This is a genomic window from Nocardia sp. NPDC102475 (assembly GCF_055584605.1).
In genome coordinates this window covers 115,397-138,079 of the sequence record NZ_JBVJLS010000014.1, presented here as the reverse complement: position 1 = coordinate 138,079, position 22,683 = coordinate 115,397, and the positions used below count along the sequence as shown (strand labels likewise).

The window sequence follows — 22,683 nt, the reverse complement described above, 5'->3', positions numbered from 1 at the left end:
GCAAGCCCGTTTGCGCCGCCGCCTGTCAGCGCCGCGGCAGCAGCACGTCGTTCAGCGTCACCATCGAAAGGTTGCGCTCCTTGATGATGTCCACCAGTTGCCCGTAGACGTGCGTAACCGCAGGCGCGTTCGCGTGCCCGATGACGATCGTCTGCGGATTGAAATACTTACGCGCGCACTCCAGTAGGTAATCCTCGGTGATCACACCGGAGTCCGACAGCGAGCCGTACCACATGGTGGGCACGGTGTAGCCGAGATCCGCGGCGACCCGATCGACCGTGCCGTTGTGGCGACCGAACGGCGGCCGGTAGTAGGGCGTGCCGTCCACACCGAAGTTGTTCCACAGGAAGGACTTCGCCCGCCCCAACTGCGAGGAGATGCCCGACGCGGACAGCTTGGTCAGATCGGCGTGGTCCCAGGTGTGATTGCCGAGCTGGATCTGACCGGAATCGACCATGGGCCGCAATGCATCTCGGTGAATCGCCCACGAGTCGTAGTAGGCGGTCACGAAGAAGGTGAACCGCGCGCCGGTGTCCCTGGCGAATTTGATGTAAGCCCCGACGACTTCCGGACTCGCACCGTCATCGATCGTGAGCGCCATATTGGTGCCACCGCCCGGCAGTGCGGTGATGGTCTGCGCCGGAATCGGCGTCTTCGGTCCGATCGGCGGCGGGGGCAGCAGCGGCGCGGGCAGTATCGGCCCGCTGCCCGCCGAACCCGTGTCGAACGGCTCCCCCTCGGCCCGCACACAACCGGTCAATGCCAGCGCGGTGCCTGTTGCAAGCATTGTCAGCAACCGCCGTCTATCCACGATTCGAACCCTCTAGCTTCGCTCTATCAGCGCACCGCCGCCCCATCGACGCAATCGCGCAGGTAACAGGCGCGAAGCTACCGAGCGAAACTGTCCCCGAGCTGAACCTCGGAACAACATGTCAAGAAAACGACATCAATTCAGTAGGGCCGCAGCACGATCTCGGTCGGATGGCCGTCGCGCGGTGTGTCGATCGCGGCACGCACGGTCCCCGCGACAGTCTCCGGACTGAGGAATTCCTCCGCGCGATACTCGCGCCCCTCACCCGCGATGATCTCCCGCTGCATATCGGTATCGATGCGGCCGGGATGGATCGAGGTCACCCGCAGCGTCGGCTCCTCCAACCGCAGCGCGTCACCGAAAGCCCGCAAGCCGAACTTGCTCGCCGCGTAGGAAGCCCAACCCGCATTCGCTCGCAGTCCGGCACCCGAATTGATCAGCACCACATGACCGTTGGCCGCGCGCAATGCGGGCAGTAGCAGCCGTGTCAACTCGGCGATGGCAATCACGTTGGCTTCCAAGGTATTTCGCCACTGCTGCACCGAGGATTCGGCGATCGAACCCAGGTCCGCGATACCGGCGTTGTGTACCAACACATCCAGGCGCTGAATCGGCGAAACAGCTTCCGCCACTGCGGAATAGTCGGTCAACTCGACCGGCCATCCGGTGGCGCCGGGCAGTTCGCCTAATATCGCGCGCAGCGCCTCGGCCGAGCGGGCGCCGAGCAACAGGTCGTGGGTCGGTGCGAGTTCGCGAGCGATCGCGGCGCCGAGCCCGCGGCTGGCGCCGGTGATCAGCGCGGTCGGCTTCGGTGTGCTGGTCACGGCGGTGGTCATGGAGTCACCGTATCGGCCACCGAAGCGGGCGGTAGCACTACCCGCACGCGCGGCGATGGATGCATAAAGCGAATAAGTGGAATTCACGGACGGGGCATGCAGAGTGAGATCCGGCGCACAACAGCTGGCCACCAGGGCGCACCAGGACGAGATACGAGTCACTGAGCGGGCGTACTTGCGGGTGTCATCGCAAAATAGGGGGATGGCACACCCGGGTTTCACCCCAACACAGCTCGCGGCTCGCGCCGCCTACCTGCTACGGGGCAATGATCTGGGCACCATGACCAGTGCCGCACCCCGGCTGTATCCGCACATGTGGAGCTGGGATGCCGCCTTCGTCGCGGTCGGTCTTGCCCCGCTGAGTGTCGAGCGCGCGGTCATCGAACTGGACACCCTGCTTTCGGCGCAGTGGAAGAACGGGATGATCCCGCACATCGTCTTCGCCAACGGTGTGGACGGCTACTTCCCTGGCCCGGCCCGCTGGGAGTGCAAGAAGCTGGCCGCCAATGCCCCGGACGGTCCGGACACCTCCGGCATCACCCAGCCGCCGGTGCACGCCATCGCGGTGCAGCGCATCCTCGACCATTCTCGCCGCCACGGCCGCAGCACCAGGGCGGTGGCCGAGGAATTCCTGAATCGGCGCTGGCCCGATCTGGTGCGCTGGCATCGCTGGCTGGCCCATGCCCGCGACCCCAAGGAGAGCGGCCGGATCACGCTGTATCACGGCTGGGAATCCGGGATGGACAATTCGCCGCGCTGGGATCGGGCCTATGCGAATGTGACGCCCGGCGATCTGCCGCCGTATCAGCGTGAGGATCTGCTGGTGGTCTCGGACACATCGCAGCGGCCCAGCGATCGCGAATACGACCGCTATCTGTGGCTGGTCGAGCAGATGCGCCGCGCCGGATACGACGACTACCAGCTCGCCTCGACGATGAGCTTCGCGGTGGAGGATGTCTTCGTCACCGCCATCTTCGCGCTGGCGTGTGAGGTCCTCGCCAATATCGGTGAGGAGTACAAGCAGCCCCATGCCGATGTCCGCGAACTGTATTCGTGGGCGGAACGCTTCCGCACCGGCGTGGTCGCGACCACCGACGGCCGAACCGGCGCGGCCCGGGATTTCGACGTGCGCCTCCAGCGCTGGATCAATACCGAGACCCTCTCGATGTTCGCCCCGCTGCTGTGCGGCGGCCTGCCCCGCGACACCGAACGCAGTCTGCTGCGCCTGTTCGAGGGCCCGCGCTTCTGCGGCCATCCGGATCTGCGCTACGCCCTGCCGCCGTCCACCTCGCCGGTCTCCAAGGACTTCCGCTCCCGCGAATACTGGCGCGGCCCGGTCTGGCCGGTGATGAGCTGGTTGTTCTCCTGGGTCTTCGCCCGCCGCGGCTGGGCCGAACGCTCCTTCATGCTCCGCGCCGAGGGTCTGCGCCAAGCCAGCGACGGCAGCTTCGCCGAATACTACGAACCATTCACCGGCGAACCCCTCGGCAGCATGCAGCAGTCCTGGACCGCGGCCTCGGTCCTGGACTGGCTCGGCTGACGCATCCGGGCCGGTCGCGACAATGGGGGCCGCCGTTGAAGTAAGCGGCCCCAACGGGCGGCGAGTGAATACTGTGCAAATACCTCAGATGTAACTCTGGTCACATCAAGTGATGGTCGCTATCGTCGAACAGCATGGATAGTACTCGTTGGAGATCCACTCGCGCTGTGGCGTTGTCCGCTATCACGATGGGCAGCATCCTGATGGCTACTTCGGCGGGCACGGCGGTGGCCGAACCGAGCGGGCCCGATGTGTCGTCGTGGCAGCATGTCGACGGCCGGTTCATCGACTGGTTCGCGGTGCGAAGCGCGGGGCACGCCTTCGCCATGCTGAAGGCGACGGAGGGCGTGAATTACGTCAATCCGTATTTCGTGCCGGACAGCTTGCTGATGCGGGCGGCGGGGGTCGCGCGCGGGACGTATCACTACGCGCGGCCGAATCTGCCGCCGGAGCCGCAGGCGGCGCTGTACGCGACGGTCGTGCTCGGACAGAACGGGCCGCTGGATCTGCCGCCGGTGCTCGATCTGGAGAATACGGGCGGACTCGGTCCGGCCGCACTGATCGACTGGACGCATCGGTATCTCAATACCGTGCAGGCCCTGACCGGACGGGTGCCGATCGTCTACACCTATCCGAATTTCTGGAAGTCGGCCATGGCGAATACCAATGAGTTCACCAGGTATCCGCTCTGGATCGCCGACTACCGCGGCAACGAACAACCCGAGGTCCCGGGTGGCTGGCAGACCTGGACGTTCTGGCAGACCACCGACAGCGGTCGCATTCCCGGTATCGCGGGCGGCACCGATGTCAACGTATACAGCGGCGCCCAAGGCGATTTCGCGCGCTACGCCAATATGGGCTGAACAGCACGAAACCGCTACTCCCTGCAGGTTCGAGTAGCGGTTTCGTGTGTTGCGCGGGAAATCGACTAGGCGCCGATTCGCCCGCCGCCCTTCTTCCACACCGAGACAACGGCGGGTCTGGGCAGACTATCGCCACCATCGGGCCAATGCGAGGCGGGCTTTTCCGCGGTCGCGTCATCGCGCTCGCCGGGATGCTGGACGCACACGGTGACCCGCTGCTCCGACACCGTCGGACCGCAGGTCTCCGCGCCGAACGGGACTGTCAGGAATTGTTTGGTCTCACCGCGATTCGGCCCGTCGAGCACCACCGAGAACAGCCCGTCATTGGCGCCGTTGGCGCGTGAGGCATCGGTGGAGATCCACAGATTGCCGTAATCGTCGAAGGCGAGATTGTCCGGTGCCGCGATCGGGCTGACCTTGGCCTTGTCGAAACCGGCGAAGTAGGTGTCGGTGGTCTTCGGATCACCGCACAGCATCAGGATATTCCAGGTGAATGTGGTGCCCGCGTGGTCGTCGTCGAGTTCGAGCACCTGCCCGAATTTATTGATATTGCGCGGATTCGCCTCGTCGATGGCGGGCTTGCCCTGCGCGCCACGCTGCTCGTTGTAGGTCAGCGCGACATAGACCTTGCCGGACTTGGGGTTCGCCTCGAAATCCTCGGGACGGTCCATCTTGGTCGCGCCGACCTTATCGGCGGCCAATCGGGTGAATACCGAAACCTCTTCGGCGGTGAAGCCGTCCACCTTCGAGGTGGCCTTGCCGTCCTCGCCGGTGACCAGTAGCGGAATCCACTGGCCGGTACCGGTGAAGCCCTTATCCGAGGGCACCGTGCCATTGCCGTCGATCTTGTCCGGGTGATCGCCGGTGAATTTGGCGACGTACAGCGTGCCCGCGTCCAGAATCGTCAGGTTGTGCCGCATGCTCGCCTGGCCGTTGCCGGACTGCACCTTTCGCGACGAGACGAACTTGTACATGTAGTCGAAGCGCTCGTCATCACCCATATAGGCGACGACGGTGCCGTCCTTGGCGACGTGAATGGTCGCGGCCTCGTGCTTGAACCGGCCGAGCGCGGTGTGCTTGATCGGCGCGGCCGCGGCATCCCACGGATTCACCTCGATGACCCAGCCGAATCGGTTGGCCTCGTTGGGTTCCTTCGCCAGATCGAAGCGCGCCTCGTGCCGCTCCCACTTGCGCTCGGAGGCGCCGTTCGGGAAGCCGTAGCGCTTGAGCCTGGCCTTGGCGGCCTCGTCGGTCACCTTATCGCCGTTGGCGAAGTACTGGTTGATGTTCTCCTCACCGGAAAGCACTGTGCCCCAAGGGGTCAGGCCGCCGGAGCAGTTGTTGAGGGTGCCGAGCACCTTGGCGCCGGACGGGTCGGCGCTCGTCTTCAGGAAGGCGCTGCCCGCGGCGGGACCGGTGACCGTGAATTCGGTGGTGCCGGTAATGCGACGGTTGTATTTGCCGAATTCCGGTGTCAGCTTGCCGATTCCGGATACGCCCTTGACCTGGACCACCGAAAGACCATGCGCGGCAATGGCGGTCTGGTAGTGCTCGAGTGCGGGCTCTTCCTTGTTGTAGCCCTTGAACATCTGTGGTTCGGTGGTGTACTCGTGATTCACCACGAGCAGGTAGGTATTCGCCTGCCCCTCGATGGGCAGTAGCGCGGCGAAGTCGTTGTTGAAGCCGAACTGTTTGGCCTGCGCGGCCGCGGACTGGGCGTTCGCATCGAACTTCGGCGCGTCGGCGAACAGCGGGTCGCCCCAGCGGATCACGACGTTGTGCTCGTAACCTTCCGGAATGACCAGTGCGTCATCGGAATTCGCCGCGACGGGTGCGAAGTTGGTGCCGACCGGCACACCGTCGACCAGCGAGCCGCCCGCCGCCAATTCGACCTTGTCGTCTCCGCAGGCCGCGAGCACACCGGCCGCGCCGACCGCGACCACAACCCCCGCACTGCCCTTCAGCATGCCGCGCCGCGTCAGCGCCGCGCGCACCATATCGCCGAAGTATTCGTTCTCGGAAGTGTTCGGAACCTCGTGGAAGCAGGCGTTGCCGCATTTGTACTGACAGGTGATGGCCGAGCGCTTCGGCGCGCCGTCCCGCTTGACGAACAGGGCCAGGGGCTTCGGTGTCACGACTGCGCCTCGCTAGCGCTCGGCTCCGTCGTGCCACCGAGGTGGCCTCTGCTTATGGTTCGCTCGCTTCGCTCGCTCACGATGAACTCCTGACATAGTGCTGACCGGCGCACCGTAAGCCGCTCAGGCAATCCACAGGAAACAGTAAGATGAACGACCGACCAATTAGGTAACCCTCAATTTGCGTAGCGTGCTACTCGTGTGCGTCTCCCCTGGCAGGAGGAAGATCGAGATCAAGGACATGAGTACCGAGTCAGGAGTAGTGCGATGACCTTGTCCGGAGGAAAACCCCAGCTCACCTCGAAGGCGCTGGACTATCTCGATTCGATTCTCGCGGGCGCGGTGGCCGAGGCCCGCGTCGTACTCGTCGACCACGACCATATGGGCGAAGACGGCGACGGTGGCTGCAACAGGTGTACCCACCCGACCTGTGTCGGGTTCATCCCGGGCGGTGGTGCGGTCTGCAAGCGCCCCACCTGCCAGCACAGCTTCTTCAGCCACCGCGTCTTCTGACGCACAAACAAATATTGCTCCCGTTCGGTGATGAACGAGAGCAACATTCTGTGCCGGGGCTACGCATTGACTTGCAGTGCGATCACGACCTCTTGTTCGTTCTCCGGCAGATAGTGCACCTGGATGATCCGACCGACCTGCACCTGGGCCACGCTGGCGGGCGGCAGGAACTTGTCCACACTCGCGGTGAAAGTCGTTCCGTCGGGCCGGGTCACGACCAGGCCGAGCTCGATCTTGGAATACCCGTTGCGAATTTCGCCGGGCACCGCAAGCGATTGCACGACGGCCTGAGCGGTAATGCCGCGCTCGGCGATATCGAGTTTGGCCTTGGTGGTGAAGCCCTTTCGAATCATGGATTCGTTCATGGCGCGCTGGGCTGCCGACATATCGCCGGAGCGGTCGACCTCGACCTTGTCGGTGCGATCGGGCAGATAGCGCACCGGCAGCACGACACCGGGCTGGAGTAGGGCGAGCTCGGTGAGCGGAACGATCATTTTGGCGTGCGAGTGGAAGATCTTGCCGTCGACGCCCTCGACGCTGAAGTCGATGCGGATCTGCGGCTGATCATTGACGGTCAGCCCGGTCTGGCGGAAGGACTTGATGGTGCCGATGCCGACCAGACCATCACGGAAGGCCGAGCTGTTGTTGTTGCCGGTGAAGGCCGCCATGATGCCCTCCCCGATGCCCTCGCCGGTGAAGGCGAAGACCATCGGGACGATGGTCAGGGCGATGATCGGCAGCGCCATCTGCGGTCCGACCCAGGCGAGCGTGCCGTCGTCGAAGGGGCCGTAGCTGGTGTAGGTGAGGCCGTGCCAGAGGTAGTAGCCGATCGAGAGGACGAAGAAGGCGGCGGCGAGCGAGCGGGCGATGATTTTCATGGTTTTTCCTGTGTATGAAGTGGTTTGTGCCCGCTCACGCCCCTCATGTCAAGGGGCGTGAGCGAGGGCCAGCGAGCGAACTGAAGACGCAGCGCGCCTCCGCGCACGGCGGGAGCCGAGCGTCAGCCAGGCGGAGCTGTGAGCGGAATTGTCATGGTGCGGGTCAGCCGCCGACCACGGTGGAGCAGGCGAAGGTGATGTCGAATTTCGAGCTCTTCGGGCTTGCGGTCGGATTGGTGAGGTCGGGCGCCCCGACGCCCTCACCGGTGACCTTGTAAGTGTTGCCGTCCTTGACGACCTTGGCCGAACCGCCGGGCATGCCGTTGCCGAAGCCGAGGGCGTAGGGCAGGCCGTTGGCGCCGCCCTTGCTGCCCGCAACCGCGACCGCCTGGACGTTGTCGGTGCCGGTGATGGAGGCGCTCACGCTCAGGGTGCCGTAGGTGGCGTTGTTGGTGTCGCTGAGCGCGAGGGCGAGGGTGCCGCCCTGCTTGGCGCAGGTGGTATCGAACTTGCCGTCGAGCGCCTTGCCGTCGACCGATGCGGTCGACTTGCCCGACGCCGGCGCCGGGGCGGCCGAGGTGCCCGGCTTGGCCGAGGTGGTCGGCGAGCTGCCCGAGTCGTCGCTGCATCCGGTGACGAAGAGGGCGAAGGCGGCGGCCGAGGCGGCGAGGGCGGCGGCGGAGATGCGGACCGGCTTGGTGTTCATGATCTGTTCCTTTTGCTTCGTTCGGCTCCGGTGTTGGGCCGATACGAGAAAGGTAGGAATCGAACGCGCCCTACCGATCCCAGGTTTTTCGGAGTCTGAAACGGAGGAAGTTCCGTTAACCTGGTCGAATGCGACGGCCGCGCGCGATGGTGCTGGACGAGGTTTGGCGCCGACTCGAGGGCGTCGAACCGCTGAGTGGACCCCACGGCGGGCCGCTGCGGCGGACCGTGAAGCTCATCCTGGATCCACTGGTCATCCGCCCCGTGCAGAATCCGCTGTGCGCGGGCCCGACCCTTACCGCCGACGGCGCTGTCCTGCTCGCCACTCGAATCCATGCCGCCGCAGACGTGCTGCGCGCGACTGCGGCCTGGTTTTCCCTGCTCAAACAGGTCCGGCGGGCGCTGCGGATCACCGAGGGCAATCCGCAGGATCTGTATTTCCAGCGCGCCTTCGAACTCGCCACCACATCGGGTATGCCGGATCCGGACCGAGACCGGGCGAGTGCCGAGGCGACACTGCGCGACGTCCACGAATTCGCGGCGGGGCGCACCACACAGGCGCTCAAGGAGTACATCACCGCGGGTGCGCGGACTACCGAACTCGGCTCATTGATCGATATCGCGTGGGGACGACGTCCGGTGGGCGGTCCGACCGGAGAGCACGCCGAACTGTTCGCGGCGCTACTCGATGCGGCCGCGGCGCGTGACAGCCGGAGCGCCGACGGGCAGCGGACTTTCGATCAGCTCGTCGCCGCCCATGCCGGGACGCACGGCGGCATCCGACTATGGGACAACAGCTTCGAGCCGACGGCACATCGGCTGGGGCTGACCGCGGTGCCGATTCCGCAGCCACCTGCGCTCGGTTCGTCGGCCTCGAAGGCCAGTCTCGGGCTGCCATTCGATCGCACCATCTACGAGCGCGTATTCACTGTGCTGCAAGCGTCGAGCGAACGGGCCGAACTGCCGCCCATTCCGGAATTGGTGACCACCGAGATCGCCCGAAGTTGTTCGCCCTGGGCGCTTTTGGATGAATCACTACGGGTCGCGGCGACGGCTGGGGCCGCGCTCGCGCTCGGGTTGCGGCCGATCGCATTGCATAGCGCGGAGTCGGCAGCGGCCGAAACCGCGGCGCATCGTGTGATCAATAGCCGCTGGCAGCGGGAGGCATATGTCCTGCAGGCCCGGCGGCTCGCGGTGCGCACCGATATCGAAATGCCGAGCGGCCCACTGGCGGCCATCGCGACCGAGCTACGCACACCGTGGCGGCCATATTTGCGGCGGCTGTGGGTTCGCCTGCACGGACGCGATGTCCGGGAGTTCGGCGTCTACCAGCCGGACGAGCTGTGGGATCTGCTCGACGGTGTGGCGCGCTCGGTCATGCTGGACCATCGGATGCGGGTCAAACAGGCGCTGAGTGTAAGTTCCCTGGTCACCGAGTCGGATCCGGCGGAATCGAGGGCGAGCTGATGAGCGGGATCGTGCGGATCGAACCGGCCAGGGACGGAATCTGGATCATCGCGCCTGACGGAGCGCCGACGGTATTGGACGGTGCCGCGGCGATCGATGCGATGGCGCTGGAGGTGGTCGGCGGTCATCTGTCGTGGAGTCTGCTTGCCGGACAGACGATTCCAGCGGCAGTGATCGATGATGTCGAGCTCGCTCAGGACTGGTTGTGGGCGGTATACGGTGAGCGGATTGCCGTTGCCATCGCCGACACCGAGAGCGGTGGCACCGAATTCACCGACGTAGCCGACCCCGCGGTGCCGAATCTGGTGGCCGCTGCCTGGCGGCTCGGGTTCGCGTATTGGGCCGCGCGCTGGTGGCCGGCATCGACGATCGATGGCATCACTGCGCTCGACGATCTGCTGCTGGACCAGGAGATAGCGACACTGCGCACGCAGTGCGAACCGCTCCTCGGTGATGACGAGCCAGGCGCAGACGATGAGTTGCCTCTTTCTGTCGAAATACCGACTCGTGCAGCGGATTATGCGCTCGCCGCTGGTGGCGGGGCCGATCGTCCGGCCGGGGCGCTGTCGCTCGGTCACGGCACGGGCGGATGGGATTGGCGGCGATGCCCGCCCGGCCTCATCGACGCGTCCGAACGGGCCGTGTCCTGGGAATCGACCCGGAGTTCGGGCACTACGACGGTCCGCGTCACCGCGGTAGCCGCGCCCCAATTGCGCTCGGACGCACCGGCATACCTGCACCCGCGCGCCCTCATCACCACACCGGTCGGCACCGCCGAGGCCGAGCTGGATCTGGTCGGCGATCTTTGGACCGGCGCGGCCACCACGCCGTCGGATTCCGTTTCGACGGTGGATGTCTACGTACCCGGTGTCGGCGCGCCCGGCGCATCCGAGCTGGGTGGTCCCGAGGTCCGGCGACAGATTCGTGAGCTCGCGGCCGCACGGCTGCGTCGGGCTACCGCCGCGGATGATGCGGTCGATGCACCTCTTCTTGCCGAAATTGTCGCCGCCGCATCGGATTCGGACTTCTGATGCCTGTGGATGACGGTCGCGAGCGACTTGCCGAAGGAGCGGCCGCCTATCAGCGGGGCGATGTAGCCGAGGCCAGGCGGCTGTTCGAGGAGATCGCAAGAACCAGCGCGGATGGCCTGCGGGTCAGCGCGCTGGTCAATGCCGCGAGTATGTCCGATGAACTCGGCGATCATGCCGGGGCGATCGTCATGTTCCGCGAAGCGCTCGCGGAGATGCCCGCGGACGCGATCGAAAAGCGGCCCGCCGCACTGATCAACCTCTCCCAGGCGTTGCAGCACGTCGGCGATCTCGATGGTGCGCAGGAGGCGCTGGAGCAGGCACGCGCACTGCTCACCGAACACAATGACGAGAGCATGCAGCGGGTGGCCTGTCTGCTATCGCTGACCGCGGTGGCATTCCATCGCCAGAGCTGGGCCTACGCCATCGAACTCGCCACCGAATCATTGGATGCGGCGGTGCGTTTCGCGCCGCACCTGGCCGGACATCCGCTCTCGACGCTCGGCGGAATCTACTTCGAGACCGGACGGCGCGAACTCGCCGTCGACTTCATGGGCCAGGCGCTGGCGGCCTTCGATGCCGCCGGCGATCGCAATGCCGTCGCCGAGACGGAACAGAATCTGGCCGTCATGTACGTCAGGTTGGATCGGTTCGACGAGGCGGAACCGCCGCTGCGGTCCAGCCAGGAGTATTTCGAGCGCGCCGAACTCGGATATCGCGCGGGCGTCGGCCTCAAGACCCTGGGGTTTCTCGCCGAGGGCCGTGGCGATACCGATGCGGCGCATCAGCTCTATCGCCGCGGCCTCGACTATTTTCGAGAATCCGGTGCGGTGCTCGATGCCGCCGATGTGCGAGTGCGCCTGGCGACCGTGGCGTATTCGAACGGACAATACGGCGAGGGCGAGACCCTCATCGGCGAGGCCTTCGCCGCGTATGCCGAGCGCGGTCTCGGATTGCACTGTGCCCAAATCGATTTCTGGCACGCGGCGCTGTTGGAGTCGGTCATCGAGGCGGCCGAATCCCCGGATGCCGAGTTATTGGGGCGGGCAATCGGTCTCGCGGTGCCGTCTGCGCTGGCCATCGATGCCGTGCGCTACACCCTGCCCAATGGCAATCAACGCGAGAAATGGAACCGCCAGATCGCCGATCCGGCAATGCGGATGGCTTTCCGGTTCGCCTATCTGTCCGGCAATGGTCCGCTGATCGTGGACCTCATCGAAACACAGTGCGCGGGTACGACATTGGATATCGCCAGATCGACAGTCGGCGCGCCACCGCGGCTGCCGCTCGAACTATTCGATCCACCAGCTGAACCGGCACAACCCACGGTACAGGTCGGGACCGGGCCGCAGAGTGGGTCGGCACCGCAGTTGGGCACGGCGCTGGCCTCGGTCGCGGCGAGCGCCGGACTGCCGGTGGTGCCACCGCCGCGGGTGGCCGTCGCACCGGACGGACATATCGCATTGGCCGGATATATCGAGGCCGCCGAGCTGCGGTACGGGCATCCGGTGCGGGACAGCCGGGTGCTGCCCGCATGACCGTCACGGAACAGCCGACCGTCATTGTGCGGATGGCGGATGCGGACGATCTGTACATGTCGTGGCGCTGGTCGCGCAACGAATACGCCCAGGGTGCGAGCATGCTGCCCGGGGATGCGATCACCGATGCCGTGCAGCAGTTCGCGCAAGCGCTGCCGAATCCGGCGATGCCCGACGGGCTCGAACGTGCCATGACCACTGGCGCTTTCGCCTCGTATGACACGGAATATCCTGTCGCACAGTCACTTTCCCGCGCACTGCTGCCCTATGGCCTGGCAGCTCAGTTGTATGACCTGCAGGTGCGCGGTGTGCGTCCACATATTCGACTGCAACCCTCGCCCCGGGTGGCTCAGATTCCGTGGGAGATCATCGCTCCCAGCCCGGAACTGCGCCTGGTGGATATCGCCGATATCAGTCTGCTCGCTCCCGCCAGCATTGTGCACGGTCCGGACCGCACGGCGCGCACCTGGTCCGAGACCGGCGCATTGCCGGTGGTGGCCGTACTCGACCCGCGCGTACCGGGCTTTCGCGCCGATTCCGCGCTCGGCTCCGTCCTCGGCCGCATGGACTCCAAAGCCCCACTCGCCCAACGGGTTGCCGAATATTCGGCCGCGGGCCGACTACTGCCCGCGGTCGACGATCCGATCGACGCGTTCCGCCGCACGGATATCGATCGCGGCTGGTTGAGCGAAGCGCTACGCGGCGGTGCCAGCCGCCTGACCTATGTGGGCCACGTAACCGCCGCAGCCCCCGAATCCGGCCAGAGCGAAGCCTCCGAACTACACCTCGCCTGCGACGCCGAATCCATCGGCTTCGCCACCCCCGTCCGAGCGCACCGCCCGCTCTCGGCCAAGGACCTACTGCTCGGCACCCACACCCTGACCACCGAACCCGTTGCCGGACCACAACTCTGGCCCATTCCGAGCCGAGTCGCCCTGATCGCCTGCGAAAGCGGCGGCGATATGCGCTTCAGCGAGGCCCTCGGCCTGGTCGCCGCCATGATCAACGGCGGCGCCGAACTGGTCACCGCCAGCCGCTGGCCGCTCCCCACCGACTTCGCCTTCCAACGCCTCGCCGGCGCACCCCCCGAAGCCCACCCCCTGCAAGACGCCATCTGTGCCATCGACGCCGCCCACGAACACCCGGACCCGGTAACCGCCCTCGCCACCTGGCAACGATCCCGCCTGACCGCCTGGCGCACCACCCACGCCATCGAACACTCCCCCCTGCTCTGGTCCGCCTTCGCCACCGTCCGCACCTGAGCGACTACGTCCGATGGGCGAGGAGGTGTTCCATGATGAGGCGGGTGAGGGATTCGGGGGCTTCTTCGGGGATCCAGTGTGTGGTGTCCTCGAGCATTTCGAAGCGGTAGGGGGCGGTGACGTGGCTGGCGGTGGCAAGGGCGGCGGTGGAGCCGATGGTGGGGTCTTCGGTGCCCCAGACGTAGAGGGTCGGGACGGTGATCGGGGCGGTCGGACCGGCGAGCGGGAAGGCTCGGTACCAGTTGAGGGCAGCGGTGAGGGCATCGGGACGGGTGAGGCGGTGGATGTAGTCGTCGATGCGTTCCTCGGGAATCTTCCATTCGAAGATCTTGCGGAGGGCTGCGGCATCGTCGGCGAGAAGCGCGCGCTCGGGGGTCCGGGGCTGGCGGAAGTAGGCGAAGTGCTGGGCTCGCTGGGCCTGGTCTTCGTCTGCGGTCATGGCCTGCAAGAACGCGGCGGGGTGCGGTTGCGAAACGGCGGTCAGGGTTCGGATTCGTGCCGGGTGGTCGGCCGCTACTGCCCAGGCGACGTGCGCGCCCAAGTCGTGTCCGATGAGATCGAAACGCTGCCAACCCAATTGGTCGGTGATGGCGATGACATCGGCGACCAACTCCTCGACGCGATAATCGGCGACCTTGTCGGGACGCACCCCTGACGAATAACCGCGCTGATCGGGCGCGATGACATGGCAGCCGCCGCCACCGAGGGCGGTCAGCTGGAACTCCCATGCGATGGCCGACTCCGGAAAACCGTGCAACAGCAGAACTTCGCGCCCACCTGGTTCACCGCTGGCCAGGGCGTCGAAGGTGCCGAATTCGGTCGGGATCTTGGTTGCCTCGAGCACGGCCTCGACTCTAGAGGCAGGCACCGACCGCAAACGCCGAACGCGGCATCGGACAGTGGGGACGGCAGCCGGCGAGCCGGCGGGGTGGGTAAGCGCTGCCGATGCCGCGTTTTGCGGGGTTGGTCGATCGGATCCAATATTCAGCGGGCCTTGCGGATGCCGAGGTACTGCAGGGCCGCGAAACCGCCGACGGTGGCTGCCTGCATGACGGTCCAGATCGAGCCGACCAGGTTCAGCTCGAGTGCACCCTCGACGAGGGCGGCCAGGCTCACCACGACCCAGGCGGCATTACCCGCGGCGACCACGGCGGCGGCCCTGGTATTGATGGTCTTGGTCATGCCGACCAGGGCGACACCGATGCCGTAGAGGGCCAGGAAGATTCCGATCGGGATGCCGATCTTGCTGTCCAGGCCGAGCAGGGATTCCAGCGGACCCGAAAGTGCCAGGTAGGCAAGGCCGTTGACGGTGGTGACGACCGAGTCCAGGCGCAGCGAGGTGCGCAGCAGGTTCTGGCCGGGGGTGAGCAGGGTGGACAAGTAGGTGGGGGCGGTGGTGGTCATGACTGGTATTTCCTTCTGGGATAACGAGTTCGGATCAGGCTGTGGCGGGAACTTTGTCGAGGAAGCCGTAGACGTTCGCGATACGTCCGTCCTCGATGACCGCGACATCGAAGCCGACAACCACGGCGGGGGCATCGACGGGGCCGAGTTCCCAGGTGAAGCGCACCTGGTTGTGGTGAGCGTCGACCGGTCCGGCGAGGGTGAATACCCACCCCGGGAACTGGGCCTGGACACCGGCGATGGCCGCATCCAGTTGGTCGTGTCCGGCGACCGCGGCCAGCGGGTCGATGTAACCGGCCTCGGGGGTGAACACGGCCTCGATTCCGGCCTTGCGGGCGGCGGCGTCGGTGGTGTTCCAGACTTCCAGGTACTGCGCGATGAGCTCGTTCATGATGGCCTCCAAGGCTTCTGATCTGCGGTTTCGCTGACAGGAACTACGTTATGAGCAGAGCCATGGGTGCCGAATCAGTCATCCATAAGTACTTTTCGCCGACGTATACGTATGCGGTCAGCGTGCGCGGTTCACAGGTTCAAGAGCATCTCGAATTCCGGTCTCGGATCGTCGGGCGCGATCGTCCCCCGCACCCCGGTTCGCACGAACCCGTGCCGCAGATACAACCGCTCGGCCGCCGCGTTGCCCGCGGCGACCTCCAACCACACCTTGCGATGCCCCATATCGACCGCCCAGTCGACCACCGATCGCACGAGACGATCCGAAATCCCGGTCCCACGGCACTTTTCCGCAACCCACATCGAAATCAGGTGCGCCCCAGGCCGTTCGGGATCATCCAGCCCGGCAGCCGTCCCGACGTCGATGCCGTCGACGCTCGCCACGAACTGCGCCCGCTGCGTCAGTAGGTCCGACCAATCCTGATCTGACCTACTGCGCGCTTGCTCCAGCGTCGAGCAGAATGCATGCGGCGCATCGGCCAGGGCGCGCAGCCGAATGCTCCGAAAGGCCGCCCAGTCGTCGGGCGTCAGCAGCCGAACCAGTGGATCGCCAATCCCCATCCCGTCATCTCTACTCGAATCCGAGTGGCGCGGCGAGTCGATTTCCGATTGCCGAGCTGCGGCCGAGTCGGGCAGCGAGCTCAGTGGTCGTCGTAGTGGCCGTTGTGCGCGGCGTGGTGGTGGCCGTCGTGGAGGTAGTCGACGTGGTCGCCGTGCTGGACGGCTTCATGGCCGCAATCGGGGCCGTGGTCGTGGCCGGTGTGTTCGGTGTGGCCGGCGGGTTCGCATTCGTCCCAGTGGCCGTTGTGTTCGCGGTGCAGGTGGCCGCCGTGGGCGTAGTCGGTGTGGTCGCCGTGCGGGACTTCGGCGTGGCCGCAGCCGGGCCCGTGGACGTGCTGGTGGTCGGTGTGCTCGTGATGCGCTGTGGTCATCGGACCTCCTCGTTCCCATTGCTGGATATGTGGCGCCGAGCGCGGCAACACATTAACAGGTGCGCATCTATCGAGTTTACTAGATGTGTGCTGCGGGTCACAAAACCTGGGAGAGGAAGCGCTGCAGTCGCGGGGTCTGCGGGCTGTCGAACAGAGCGTCGGGGGTGCCGGTTTCGACTACCTGACCAGCGTCCATGAACAGCACGCTGTCGGAGACGCTGCGCGCGAAACCCATTTCGTGGGTCACCACGATCATCGACATCCCCTGGGTAGCCAGATCGGCCATCAGCGCGAGAATGCCCTTCACCAACTCCGGATCCAGCGCCGAGGTGGCTTCGTCGAAGAACATGATCTCCGGCTGCATGGCCAGCGCACGGGCGATCGCCACCCGCTGCTGCTGCCCACCGGACAGATTCGCCGGCCGCGAATCGGCCTTCTCGGCCAGCCCGACCACCTCGAGCTGCTCGACGGCCAGCGCGCGAGCGGCATCCTTGGACAGCCCGCGCAGCTTGCGCGGCCCGAGCGCCACATTCTCCGCGACCGTCTTGTGCGGGAACAGGTTGAAGTGCTGGAACACCATGCCGATGCGCTGGCGCAGCTTATCCGGATCCTCGGTGAGCACCGACTTGCCGTCCAGCAGCACATCACCCTGATCGGGTTCGTGCAGGCGGTTCAGCACCCGCAGCAGTGTCGACTTGCCCGAGCCGGACGGCCCGATGACGGTGGTGGTCTTACCCGCGTCGACATGGATGTCGACGCCGCGCAGCACATGGTTGTGGCCCAGCGTCAGATGCAGACCGGTTCCGGTGAGAGAGGAGCTCATTACCCGCGCCCTTCCGTGATCGTGGCCGCCTCGACCTGGTCGATGGGCTGGTCGGGCCGGCCGGTGCGCATCCGGTGGTCGATGTAGTTCACCAGGTGCGTCAGCGGGATGGTCAGCAGCAGGTAGACCAGACCGGCGGCGACCAGCGGGGAGAGGTTTCCGGTCTGCGCGTTGAGATCTCGCCCGACCGCGAACAGTTCGCGCTGGGTCGCGAGCAGTCCGAGGAAGTAGATCAGCGAGGAATCCTTGATCAGCGCGATGAATTGGTTCATCAGCGCGGGCAGCACCCGGCGCACACCCTGGGGAATCACCACCAGCGTCATGGCCTGGCGGTAGCCGAAGCCGATGGCACGCGCGGCCTCCAGCTGACCCGCCTCCACGGATTGGATGCCGGAGCGGAAGATTTCACCGATATAGGCCGAGGCCAGCAATGCCAGCGCGATCGCACCGAGCCAGTACGGGTTGTTGCCGGTGATATTGCGCACGACCGGGCCGATGCCGAGTCCGATGATCAGGATGATCACGACGGCGGGCAGGCCGCGGAAGATATCGGTGTAGATCCTTGCGGGCCAGCGCAACCAGCGCGTCCGGGAGATGCCCGCGACCGCGAGCAGCATGCCGAGGATGGTACCGAGCACACCCGAGACCAGCGCCAGGATCAGGGTATTCGGCAGACCGGTCTTGAACAGATCGGGAAAAGCCTTGCGGTACAGCGACCAGTCGAAGAACGTCTCCCGCAACTGCTGCAATGTCGATTTCGGCGCGGTCTGTCCGCTGTCGGTGGTCTTCTTCTCCGCGGCGATGGCGGCGAAGTCCGGAAGTTGCGGCGCCGGTGCGGCTTTCGAGCCGGGCTTCCAACCGGGCGGTAACTGCCTCGGCACCCAGTCGGCGTAGAGCTTGGCGTAGGTGCCATCGGCGATCACGGCATCGAGACCGCTGTTCAGCGCATCGATCAGCGGCTGGTTGTTCTTGGCGACCGCGTAGCCGACGAAATTGTCCAGGCTGAAGGTGTTCTGGATGATCGTGGTTCCATCACCCGACTTCACCTGCCCCTCGGCCTGCGCCGACGGCGCGACCCAGGCATCGACCTGACCAGACTTCAGATTCGCGTACGCGGTGGCGTAATCCGGGAACTTCACCGGATCCAGATGCAGCTGGTTGACCACGTAATCGTCCTGCACCGTGCCCTGCACGACGGCGATCCGGTTACCGCGCCCCAGATCCGAAAAGCCCTTGACGGCACTGCCGTTGGGGACAACGAGGGAGAAGTAGCCGAAGTCGTAGCCGTTGGTGAATCCGACGCGTTCGCGTCGCTCCGCGGTGGTGGTGATATTCGACGAACCGATATCGAAGCGACCGCCGGAAACCTGCGAGAGCAGCGGTGCGAATTCAGTGCCCGAGAACTCCACCTGGAGGCCGAGTTTCGCACCGATCGCCCGCAGCAGCTCATTGTCGAAGCCGGTGAACGAGCCCGCCGAGTTCAAGCAGATGCTCGGCGGCGCATCCGAGAGCGTCCCCACCGTGAGCTTGCCCGGCGTGATCAAACGCAGCTTGCTGGTATCGATCGCCGACACCGGCAACGTGCTCGCGGTGGTGTATTTGTCCGCACCCGCCGCGGCCGCCGAGCCGAGGTTCGTCGGTGCGGCCGATGCCGCGCTGAGTCCGGGCGGGCTGCATTGGTCTCGACCGGAGGAATCGTCGCCGGAACCGCAGGCCGTGGCGGCGAGGCCGACGGCAAGCAATAGCACGGCGATCAACGCACGAGACCGCACAGCGGGCAGACCAGCCATGGTGAGGAACCCTAACGTCCGATTCAGGGCTTACAGGCAGCTACCCCGTGGCGCGTGCGGTCGGCTACACCTCGCCGTCAAGGCCTACGGCCGCCGGGCGTGCACGGATGCGGCACCATGGCCCGATCCCGGAATTCGAATCACGGTGATTCGAACCCCATCTCCGACCGGCGGTGCGGCCCAGGGCTAGGCCAGACCCCTGACCGGCTCCGGATTCACTTCGTCACGCCAACGGACGGCCCGCTCGACCTCACTCAGGTCGAACTTCGGCCCGCTCACACCGATGGTGAACAGATTCACCCCGGCGTCGACGAATGTCGCCGCCCGTTCCGCACCCGGCCATTGCACCGAGCGCTCGATCTTCGCCTGATCGGTGCCGACGTCCGCGCAGTGGTCGGTGAGGACCTTGTTCTTGTGCGCGATGGCGTCGAGGTCGGCGAAGGTGTGCCATATATCGGCGTACTGCGCGACCAGCCGCAGCGTCTTCTTCTCGCCGCCGCCGCCGATCAGGATCGGGATATCTCGGGTCGGCTGCGGATTCAGCTTCGCGAGCCGGGCGGTGAGCCGGGCCATATTCGCCTTCAGTAGCGCGAGCCTGGTTCCCGGCGTACCGAATTCGTAGCCGTACTCGTCGTAGTCCTTCTGGAACCACCCCGCGCCGATGCCGAGAATGAGCCGGCCATTGCTGATGTGGTCCACCGTGCGCGCCATATCGGCGAGCAGATCGGGATTGCGGTAACCGCCGCCGGTGACCAGCGCGCCGATCTCGATCCGTTCGGTCTGTTCGGCCCAGGCGCCGAGCATGGTCCAGCATTCGAAATGCGCGCCGTTGTGGTCGCCGGTCAGCGGATAGAAGTGATCCCAGTTGAAGGCGATATCGACGCCCGCATCCTCCGCGCGCAGCACGGCGTCGCGCAGGAGTCCGTAGTCGGAGGCGTGCTGGGGCTGTAGCTGTACACCGATTCGAACCGGTCGCGTCATGAGCCTGCTCCTCGTCGCTCGTCTGGTTCCCCGATCGAGGCTACCGGCGTCACGATCTTCAGCGCAGCTATTACCGGGGTCCCCGGTCGACGCAAGCTATTGGGCCGCTGTGGCCGACCAGCCGTAATACGTCGCGGATCCACCCGGAGTCACGGTCGCAGTGGGTTCACCCGTGCAGTCTTTGGATGCATACACCAGGAAATTGCGGGTGCTGCGATTCTCGAAGCGAATGTCGCGCGCGAAGCCACTAGCCCAGCACGAGTCCAAGTTGCTCAGCTCCAGAGTGCCGTCGACGATCACCACTTCTCGGCCGTCCCCATTCCCGGCTGAGCCCGTAGGAAAGGCGGACGCGGAGGGAGCTGCCACGGACACCGCAGCGAGGGTGAGAGCACCTATGGCGGAGAGCATTCCAAATTTCACAGATTGATGCTAGGAGTTGCGCGCACACCGTCGGTTCTGCATTTCCCAGCCCTGGTTGCTCCGGCCCAGTTGCCCGGCGGGAACTGGCCGCTCGCCGCAGGCTCGGGAGCCGAAGCATCCTGCGTGGCAGCGAGTTTCGGAGCAGACGTACCGGCCGGTGCGGTGCTCGGCACGGGAACGGAAGTGCCGGTGGCAACAGATGGCGACGAACTCGTGCCACATCCGGCAGTCCTCGCCGCCGCATGTGGTGGCCAACCGCGCCGATCCGATATTCAGCTCGGCGTGCGCGCGAACTCGAGCGCATCGTGTGCGAATCGAGCACATCCAGTAATATCGCCGGTCAACCCTTACTCGGATCGTCCGGCACGTTCCTGCCGGTGATGGGATGTGATTTGTCATGGCCACCGTGACCTTCGATAGCGCGACCCGGCTCTACCCCGGCTCGTCCAAAGCCGCCGTCGACAAGCTGAATCTGGAGATCGCCGACGGGGAATTCCTCGTGCTGGTCGGCCCGTCCGGCTGCGGTAAGTCGACCTCGCTGCGGATGCTCGCCGGACTCGAGGATGTCGACGACGGGCGCATTCTGATCGGCGACAACGACGTCACCCATGCCGAGCCCAAGGAACGCGATATCGCCATGGTGTTCCAGAACTACGCGCTCTACCCGCATATGACCGTCGCGGAGAATATGGGCTTCGCGCTCAAGCTCGCCAAGGTCGCCAAGGCGGAGAAGGAGCGCCGGGTGCTGGAGGCGGCCAAACTGCTCGACCTCGAGCCGTATCTGGACCGCAAGCCGAAGGCGCTGTCCGGCGGTCAGCGTCAGCGCGTCGCGATGGGCCGGGCGATCGTGCGCCAGCCGCAGGTATTCCTGATGGACGAGCCGCTGTCGAACTTGGACGCCAAGCTGCGTGTGCAGACCCGCACGCAGATCGCCCAGCTGCAGCGTCGCCTCGGCACCACCACCGTCTACGTCACGCACGACCAGGTCGAGGCGATGACCATGGGCGATCGGGTCGCCGTGCTCAAGGACGGACTGCTGCAGCAGTGCGCGACGCCGCGCGATCTGTACCGGGATCCGGCGAATGTGTTCGTCGCCGGATTCATGGGTTCGCCCGCGATGAATCTGTTCACGCTGCCGGTCGCCGACGGCGCGGTGAAGGTCGGCGGCGCCGAGCTGGCGGTGCCGCGGTCGGTCGCGGATGCCGCAGAGGGTTCGGTAGTGGTCGGCGTACGGCCCGAGCATCTGGAAATCGGTGGGGCGGTGGACAAGTCGGGCATCCAGATGGAAGTCGACGTCGTCGAGGAGCTGGGCTCGGACGCCTACATCTACGGCCGCACGGTTGCCGAGGGCGCGACCAACGGCGCGAGCGAAACCATTGTGGCGCGGGCGGATTGGCGCAACCCGCCGGAGAAGGGCACCCGGGTGCAGTTGACACCAACACCGGAACACACCTACTTCTTCTCCGCCGTCGACGGTCGCCGCCTGTCCTGAGACCGCTGCGCGTGCACTTTCGCCAATCCGAAACTTCCTACCGGATACCAGCGAAGGTGCACGCGCAGAGACGATTCCGGCCATTCAACGGTCCGGTCAATGAACTCCTGCCAGGGCTGCGAGCGTAACCTCGGTGACCGCCTGCTGGGCTTGTGTGGCGGTGCCTGGGTGTGTGTAGTAGTCCAACCAGAGCAGGTCCGCACCACGGCGGACTACGGCCGAACCGTATGCGGTGCCGTCCTTGCCCTCGTCGTTAAAGGCAGCGCAGGCCGCGTCCCCGAGACCGCTCGCAGCGTGGAATTGACCGGCGAGCGCGCTGTTCGCACAGGATGAGACGAGTGCTTCGGCGGCACGGTCGACACCCGAGTCCCAGCCGACCTGGCCATAGCGCAGCAGCCGCACCCCTAGGAAGCCATACATATCGGAGCCGATCGGACGGCTTTTGGCCGTGTAGTACTGGCAAGCCGCATCGGAACCCGACGAGTAGCTCGCATTGGGCTCGGGCACGCCATCCGGCACCGAACGCTCGAAAAGGCTGGTCCCGATCGCCGCGCACAAGTCGGGCGGGGCAGCTGCGGCCGGATGCGAATCCTCGTACATGGACCCGAGTTTCAGATAGAGTGCGAAACCCCCGAACATCAGAACCACAGCAGCCAATGGCAGCAGACAGCCCCATCGGCGTGACGATGTGGACGACATATCTCCCCCTCGGACTTTCGAGCGAGTCTAGGCGCTGCGCGCGGATTCACCGCCCGCGCCGAGTCGATGCCATCGGCGTTCGCCCACGGCTGAAGGCCACGCGAAGACCATGCCGC

At 65.6% G+C, this 22,683-nt stretch carries 22 protein-coding genes; 8 read left to right on the top strand and 14 right to left on the bottom strand.

All coding sequences use genetic code 11. The features are described from left to right. Positions 1-25: 25 nt before the first annotated feature. Both ACZ60G_RS25095 and ACZ60G_RS25090 read right to left on the bottom strand, forming a co-directional pair. On the bottom strand, positions 26-796 hold the full coding sequence (locus ACZ60G_RS25095; RefSeq protein ID WP_465812948.1) for a polysaccharide deacetylase family protein: 771 nt from the start codon (positions 794-796) through the stop codon (positions 26-28). 155 nt (positions 797-951) lie between these two features. Then, on the bottom strand, positions 952-1,647 hold the full coding sequence (locus tag ACZ60G_RS25090; protein WP_465812770.1) for an SDR family oxidoreductase: 696 nt from the start codon (positions 1,645-1,647) through the stop codon (positions 952-954). A gap of 202 nt (positions 1,648-1,849) precedes the next feature. On the opposite strand from ACZ60G_RS25090, the gene ggh reads away from it, so the two are divergent. Beyond that, entirely contained in the window at positions 1,850-3,187 is a 1,338-nt protein-coding gene (gene ggh, locus ACZ60G_RS25085) for a glucosylglycerate hydrolase (protein WP_465812769.1), read from the top strand. Positions 3,188-3,375: 188 nt separating this feature from the next. After that, positions 3,376-4,050, top strand: a complete 675-nt coding sequence (locus ACZ60G_RS25080; RefSeq protein WP_465812946.1) for a glycoside hydrolase family 25 protein — start codon at positions 3,376-3,378, stop codon at positions 4,048-4,050. 65 nt (positions 4,051-4,115) lie between these two features. Here ACZ60G_RS25080 and ACZ60G_RS25075 read toward each other — a convergent pair whose 3' ends face one another. Then, positions 4,116-6,185, bottom strand: a complete 2,070-nt coding sequence (locus ACZ60G_RS25075) for a PhoX family protein (RefSeq protein WP_465812767.1) — start codon at positions 6,183-6,185, stop codon at positions 4,116-4,118. A gap of 267 nt (positions 6,186-6,452) precedes the next feature. Here ACZ60G_RS25075 and ACZ60G_RS25070 point away from each other — a divergent pair, with 267 nt between their 5' ends. Further along, positions 6,453-6,698, top strand: coding sequence for a hypothetical protein (locus ACZ60G_RS25070; protein ID WP_433523562.1), 246 nt, complete (start codon positions 6,453-6,455; stop codon positions 6,696-6,698). Between the two features lie 59 nt (positions 6,699-6,757). Here ACZ60G_RS25070 and ACZ60G_RS25065 read toward each other — a convergent pair whose 3' ends face one another. Both ACZ60G_RS25065 and ACZ60G_RS25060 read right to left on the bottom strand, forming a co-directional pair. Further along, positions 6,758-7,576: a hypothetical protein gene (locus ACZ60G_RS25065; RefSeq protein WP_465812765.1), complete on the bottom strand. Its 819-nt coding sequence runs from the start codon at positions 7,574-7,576 to the stop codon at positions 6,758-6,760. 163 nt (positions 7,577-7,739) lie between these two features. Continuing rightward, positions 7,740-8,282: a lipoprotein LpqH gene (locus ACZ60G_RS25060; protein WP_465812764.1), complete on the bottom strand. Its 543-nt coding sequence runs from the start codon at positions 8,280-8,282 to the stop codon at positions 7,740-7,742. Positions 8,283-8,428: 146 nt separating this feature from the next. Between ACZ60G_RS25060 and ACZ60G_RS25055 the strand changes: the two genes are divergently transcribed. From ACZ60G_RS25055 to ACZ60G_RS25040, 4 genes are read left to right on the top strand one after another with little or no spacing between them, the layout of a single operon-like run. Next, on the top strand, positions 8,429-9,748 hold the full coding sequence (locus tag ACZ60G_RS25055) for a hypothetical protein (RefSeq protein ID WP_465812944.1): 1,320 nt from the start codon (positions 8,429-8,431) through the stop codon (positions 9,746-9,748). Continuing rightward, positions 9,748-10,779, top strand: coding sequence for a hypothetical protein (locus ACZ60G_RS25050; RefSeq protein WP_465812762.1), 1,032 nt, complete (start codon positions 9,748-9,750; stop codon positions 10,777-10,779). The genes ACZ60G_RS25055 and ACZ60G_RS25050 overlap by 1 nt, the downstream gene beginning before the upstream one ends. Next, complete coding sequence (locus ACZ60G_RS25045; protein WP_465812760.1) at positions 10,779-12,314, top strand: tetratricopeptide repeat protein; 1,536 nt, start codon at positions 10,779-10,781, stop codon at positions 12,312-12,314. Before ACZ60G_RS25050 ends, ACZ60G_RS25045 begins: the two co-directional genes overlap by 1 nt. Further along, entirely contained in the window at positions 12,311-13,576 is a 1,266-nt protein-coding gene (locus ACZ60G_RS25040) for a CHAT domain-containing protein (protein WP_465812758.1), read from the top strand. Before ACZ60G_RS25045 ends, ACZ60G_RS25040 begins: the two co-directional genes overlap by 4 nt. Before the next feature lie 4 nt (positions 13,577-13,580). Here ACZ60G_RS25040 and ACZ60G_RS25035 read toward each other — a convergent pair whose 3' ends face one another. The 8 genes from ACZ60G_RS25035 to ACZ60G_RS25000 form a co-directional block, all read right to left on the bottom strand. Beyond that, a complete protein-coding gene (locus ACZ60G_RS25035; protein WP_465812756.1) occupies positions 13,581-14,420 on the bottom strand; it encodes an alpha/beta fold hydrolase in 840 nt (279 codons plus the stop codon). A gap of 140 nt (positions 14,421-14,560) precedes the next feature. Continuing rightward, positions 14,561-14,980, bottom strand: coding sequence for a hypothetical protein (locus ACZ60G_RS25030; protein ID WP_465812754.1), 420 nt, complete (start codon positions 14,978-14,980; stop codon positions 14,561-14,563). Between the two features lie 34 nt (positions 14,981-15,014). Further along, positions 15,015-15,371 carry a nuclear transport factor 2 family protein gene (locus ACZ60G_RS25025; RefSeq protein ID WP_465812752.1) on the bottom strand — a complete coding sequence of 119 codons (357 nt, stop codon included), beginning with the start codon at positions 15,369-15,371 and terminating at the stop codon, positions 15,015-15,017. Between the two features lie 131 nt (positions 15,372-15,502). After that, on the bottom strand, positions 15,503-15,991 hold the full coding sequence (locus ACZ60G_RS25020) for a GNAT family N-acetyltransferase (RefSeq protein WP_465812750.1): 489 nt from the start codon (positions 15,989-15,991) through the stop codon (positions 15,503-15,505). A gap of 80 nt (positions 15,992-16,071) precedes the next feature. After that, entirely contained in the window at positions 16,072-16,362 is a 291-nt protein-coding gene (locus tag ACZ60G_RS25015) for a hypothetical protein (RefSeq protein WP_465812748.1), read from the bottom strand. Positions 16,363-16,459: 97 nt separating this feature from the next. After that, positions 16,460-17,185: an amino acid ABC transporter ATP-binding protein gene (locus ACZ60G_RS25010; protein WP_465812746.1), complete on the bottom strand. Its 726-nt coding sequence runs from the start codon at positions 17,183-17,185 to the stop codon at positions 16,460-16,462. Then, entirely contained in the window at positions 17,185-18,975 is a 1,791-nt protein-coding gene (locus ACZ60G_RS25005) for an ABC transporter substrate-binding protein/permease (RefSeq protein ID WP_465812745.1), read from the bottom strand. The genes ACZ60G_RS25010 and ACZ60G_RS25005 overlap by 1 nt, the downstream gene beginning before the upstream one ends. Positions 18,976-19,161: 186 nt before the next feature. Beyond that, positions 19,162-19,956 carry an LLM class F420-dependent oxidoreductase gene (locus tag ACZ60G_RS25000; RefSeq protein ID WP_465812743.1) on the bottom strand — a complete coding sequence of 265 codons (795 nt, stop codon included), beginning with the start codon at positions 19,954-19,956 and terminating at the stop codon, positions 19,162-19,164. 817 nt (positions 19,957-20,773) lie between these two features. Between ACZ60G_RS25000 and ACZ60G_RS24995 the strand changes: the two genes are divergently transcribed. Beyond that, positions 20,774-21,868, top strand: coding sequence for an ABC transporter ATP-binding protein (locus ACZ60G_RS24995; RefSeq protein WP_465812741.1), 1,095 nt, complete (start codon positions 20,774-20,776; stop codon positions 21,866-21,868). A 96-nt stretch (positions 21,869-21,964) separates the two neighbouring features. On the opposite strand, the gene ACZ60G_RS24990 is transcribed toward ACZ60G_RS24995, so the two are convergent. Further along, positions 21,965-22,567: a hypothetical protein gene (locus tag ACZ60G_RS24990; protein WP_465812739.1), complete on the bottom strand. Its 603-nt coding sequence runs from the start codon at positions 22,565-22,567 to the stop codon at positions 21,965-21,967. Positions 22,568-22,683 lie beyond the last annotated feature (116 nt).

What these genes read in the sequence shown, in the direction of transcription:
- ACZ60G_RS25090 (WP_465812770.1), bottom strand. Translation starts at nt 1,647, where the DNA reads ATGACCACCGCCGTGACCAGCACACCGAAGCCGACCGCGCTGATCACC.
- ggh (WP_465812769.1), top strand. Translation starts at nt 1,850, where the DNA reads ATGGCACACCCGGGTTTCACCCCAACACAGCTCGCGGCTCGCGCCGCC.
- ACZ60G_RS25080 (WP_465812946.1), top strand. Translation starts at nt 3,376, where the DNA reads ATGGGCAGCATCCTGATGGCTACTTCGGCGGGCACGGCGGTGGCCGAA.
- ACZ60G_RS25070 (WP_433523562.1), top strand. Translation starts at nt 6,453, where the DNA reads ATGACCTTGTCCGGAGGAAAACCCCAGCTCACCTCGAAGGCGCTGGAC.
- ACZ60G_RS25065 (WP_465812765.1), bottom strand. Translation starts at nt 7,576, where the DNA reads ATGAAAATCATCGCCCGCTCGCTCGCCGCCGCCTTCTTCGTCCTCTCG.
- ACZ60G_RS25060 (WP_465812764.1), bottom strand. Translation starts at nt 8,282, where the DNA reads ATGAACACCAAGCCGGTCCGCATCTCCGCCGCCGCCCTCGCCGCCTCG.
- ACZ60G_RS25055 (WP_465812944.1), top strand. Translation starts at nt 8,429, where the DNA reads ATGGTGCTGGACGAGGTTTGGCGCCGACTCGAGGGCGTCGAACCGCTG.
- ACZ60G_RS25050 (WP_465812762.1), top strand. Translation starts at nt 9,748, where the DNA reads ATGAGCGGGATCGTGCGGATCGAACCGGCCAGGGACGGAATCTGGATC.
- ACZ60G_RS25045 (WP_465812760.1), top strand. Translation starts at nt 10,779, where the DNA reads ATGCCTGTGGATGACGGTCGCGAGCGACTTGCCGAAGGAGCGGCCGCC.
- ACZ60G_RS25040 (WP_465812758.1), top strand. Translation starts at nt 12,311, where the DNA reads ATGACCGTCACGGAACAGCCGACCGTCATTGTGCGGATGGCGGATGCG.
- ACZ60G_RS25030 (WP_465812754.1), bottom strand. Translation starts at nt 14,980, where the DNA reads ATGACCACCACCGCCCCCACCTACTTGTCCACCCTGCTCACCCCCGGC.
- ACZ60G_RS25025 (WP_465812752.1), bottom strand. Translation starts at nt 15,371, where the DNA reads ATGAACGAGCTCATCGCGCAGTACCTGGAAGTCTGGAACACCACCGAC.
- ACZ60G_RS25020 (WP_465812750.1), bottom strand. Translation starts at nt 15,991, where the DNA reads ATGGGGATTGGCGATCCACTGGTTCGGCTGCTGACGCCCGACGACTGG.
- ACZ60G_RS25015 (WP_465812748.1), bottom strand. Translation starts at nt 16,362, where the DNA reads ATGACCACAGCGCATCACGAGCACACCGACCACCAGCACGTCCACGGG.
- ACZ60G_RS25010 (WP_465812746.1), bottom strand. Translation starts at nt 17,185, where the DNA reads ATGAGCTCCTCTCTCACCGGAACCGGTCTGCATCTGACGCTGGGCCAC.
- ACZ60G_RS25005 (WP_465812745.1), bottom strand. Translation starts at nt 18,975, where the DNA reads ATGGCTGGTCTGCCCGCTGTGCGGTCTCGTGCGTTGATCGCCGTGCTA.
- ACZ60G_RS25000 (WP_465812743.1), bottom strand. Translation starts at nt 19,956, where the DNA reads ATGACGCGACCGGTTCGAATCGGTGTACAGCTACAGCCCCAGCACGCC.
- ACZ60G_RS24995 (WP_465812741.1), top strand. Translation starts at nt 20,774, where the DNA reads ATGGCCACCGTGACCTTCGATAGCGCGACCCGGCTCTACCCCGGCTCG.
- ACZ60G_RS24990 (WP_465812739.1), bottom strand. Translation starts at nt 22,567, where the DNA reads ATGTCGTCCACATCGTCACGCCGATGGGGCTGTCTGCTGCCATTGGCT.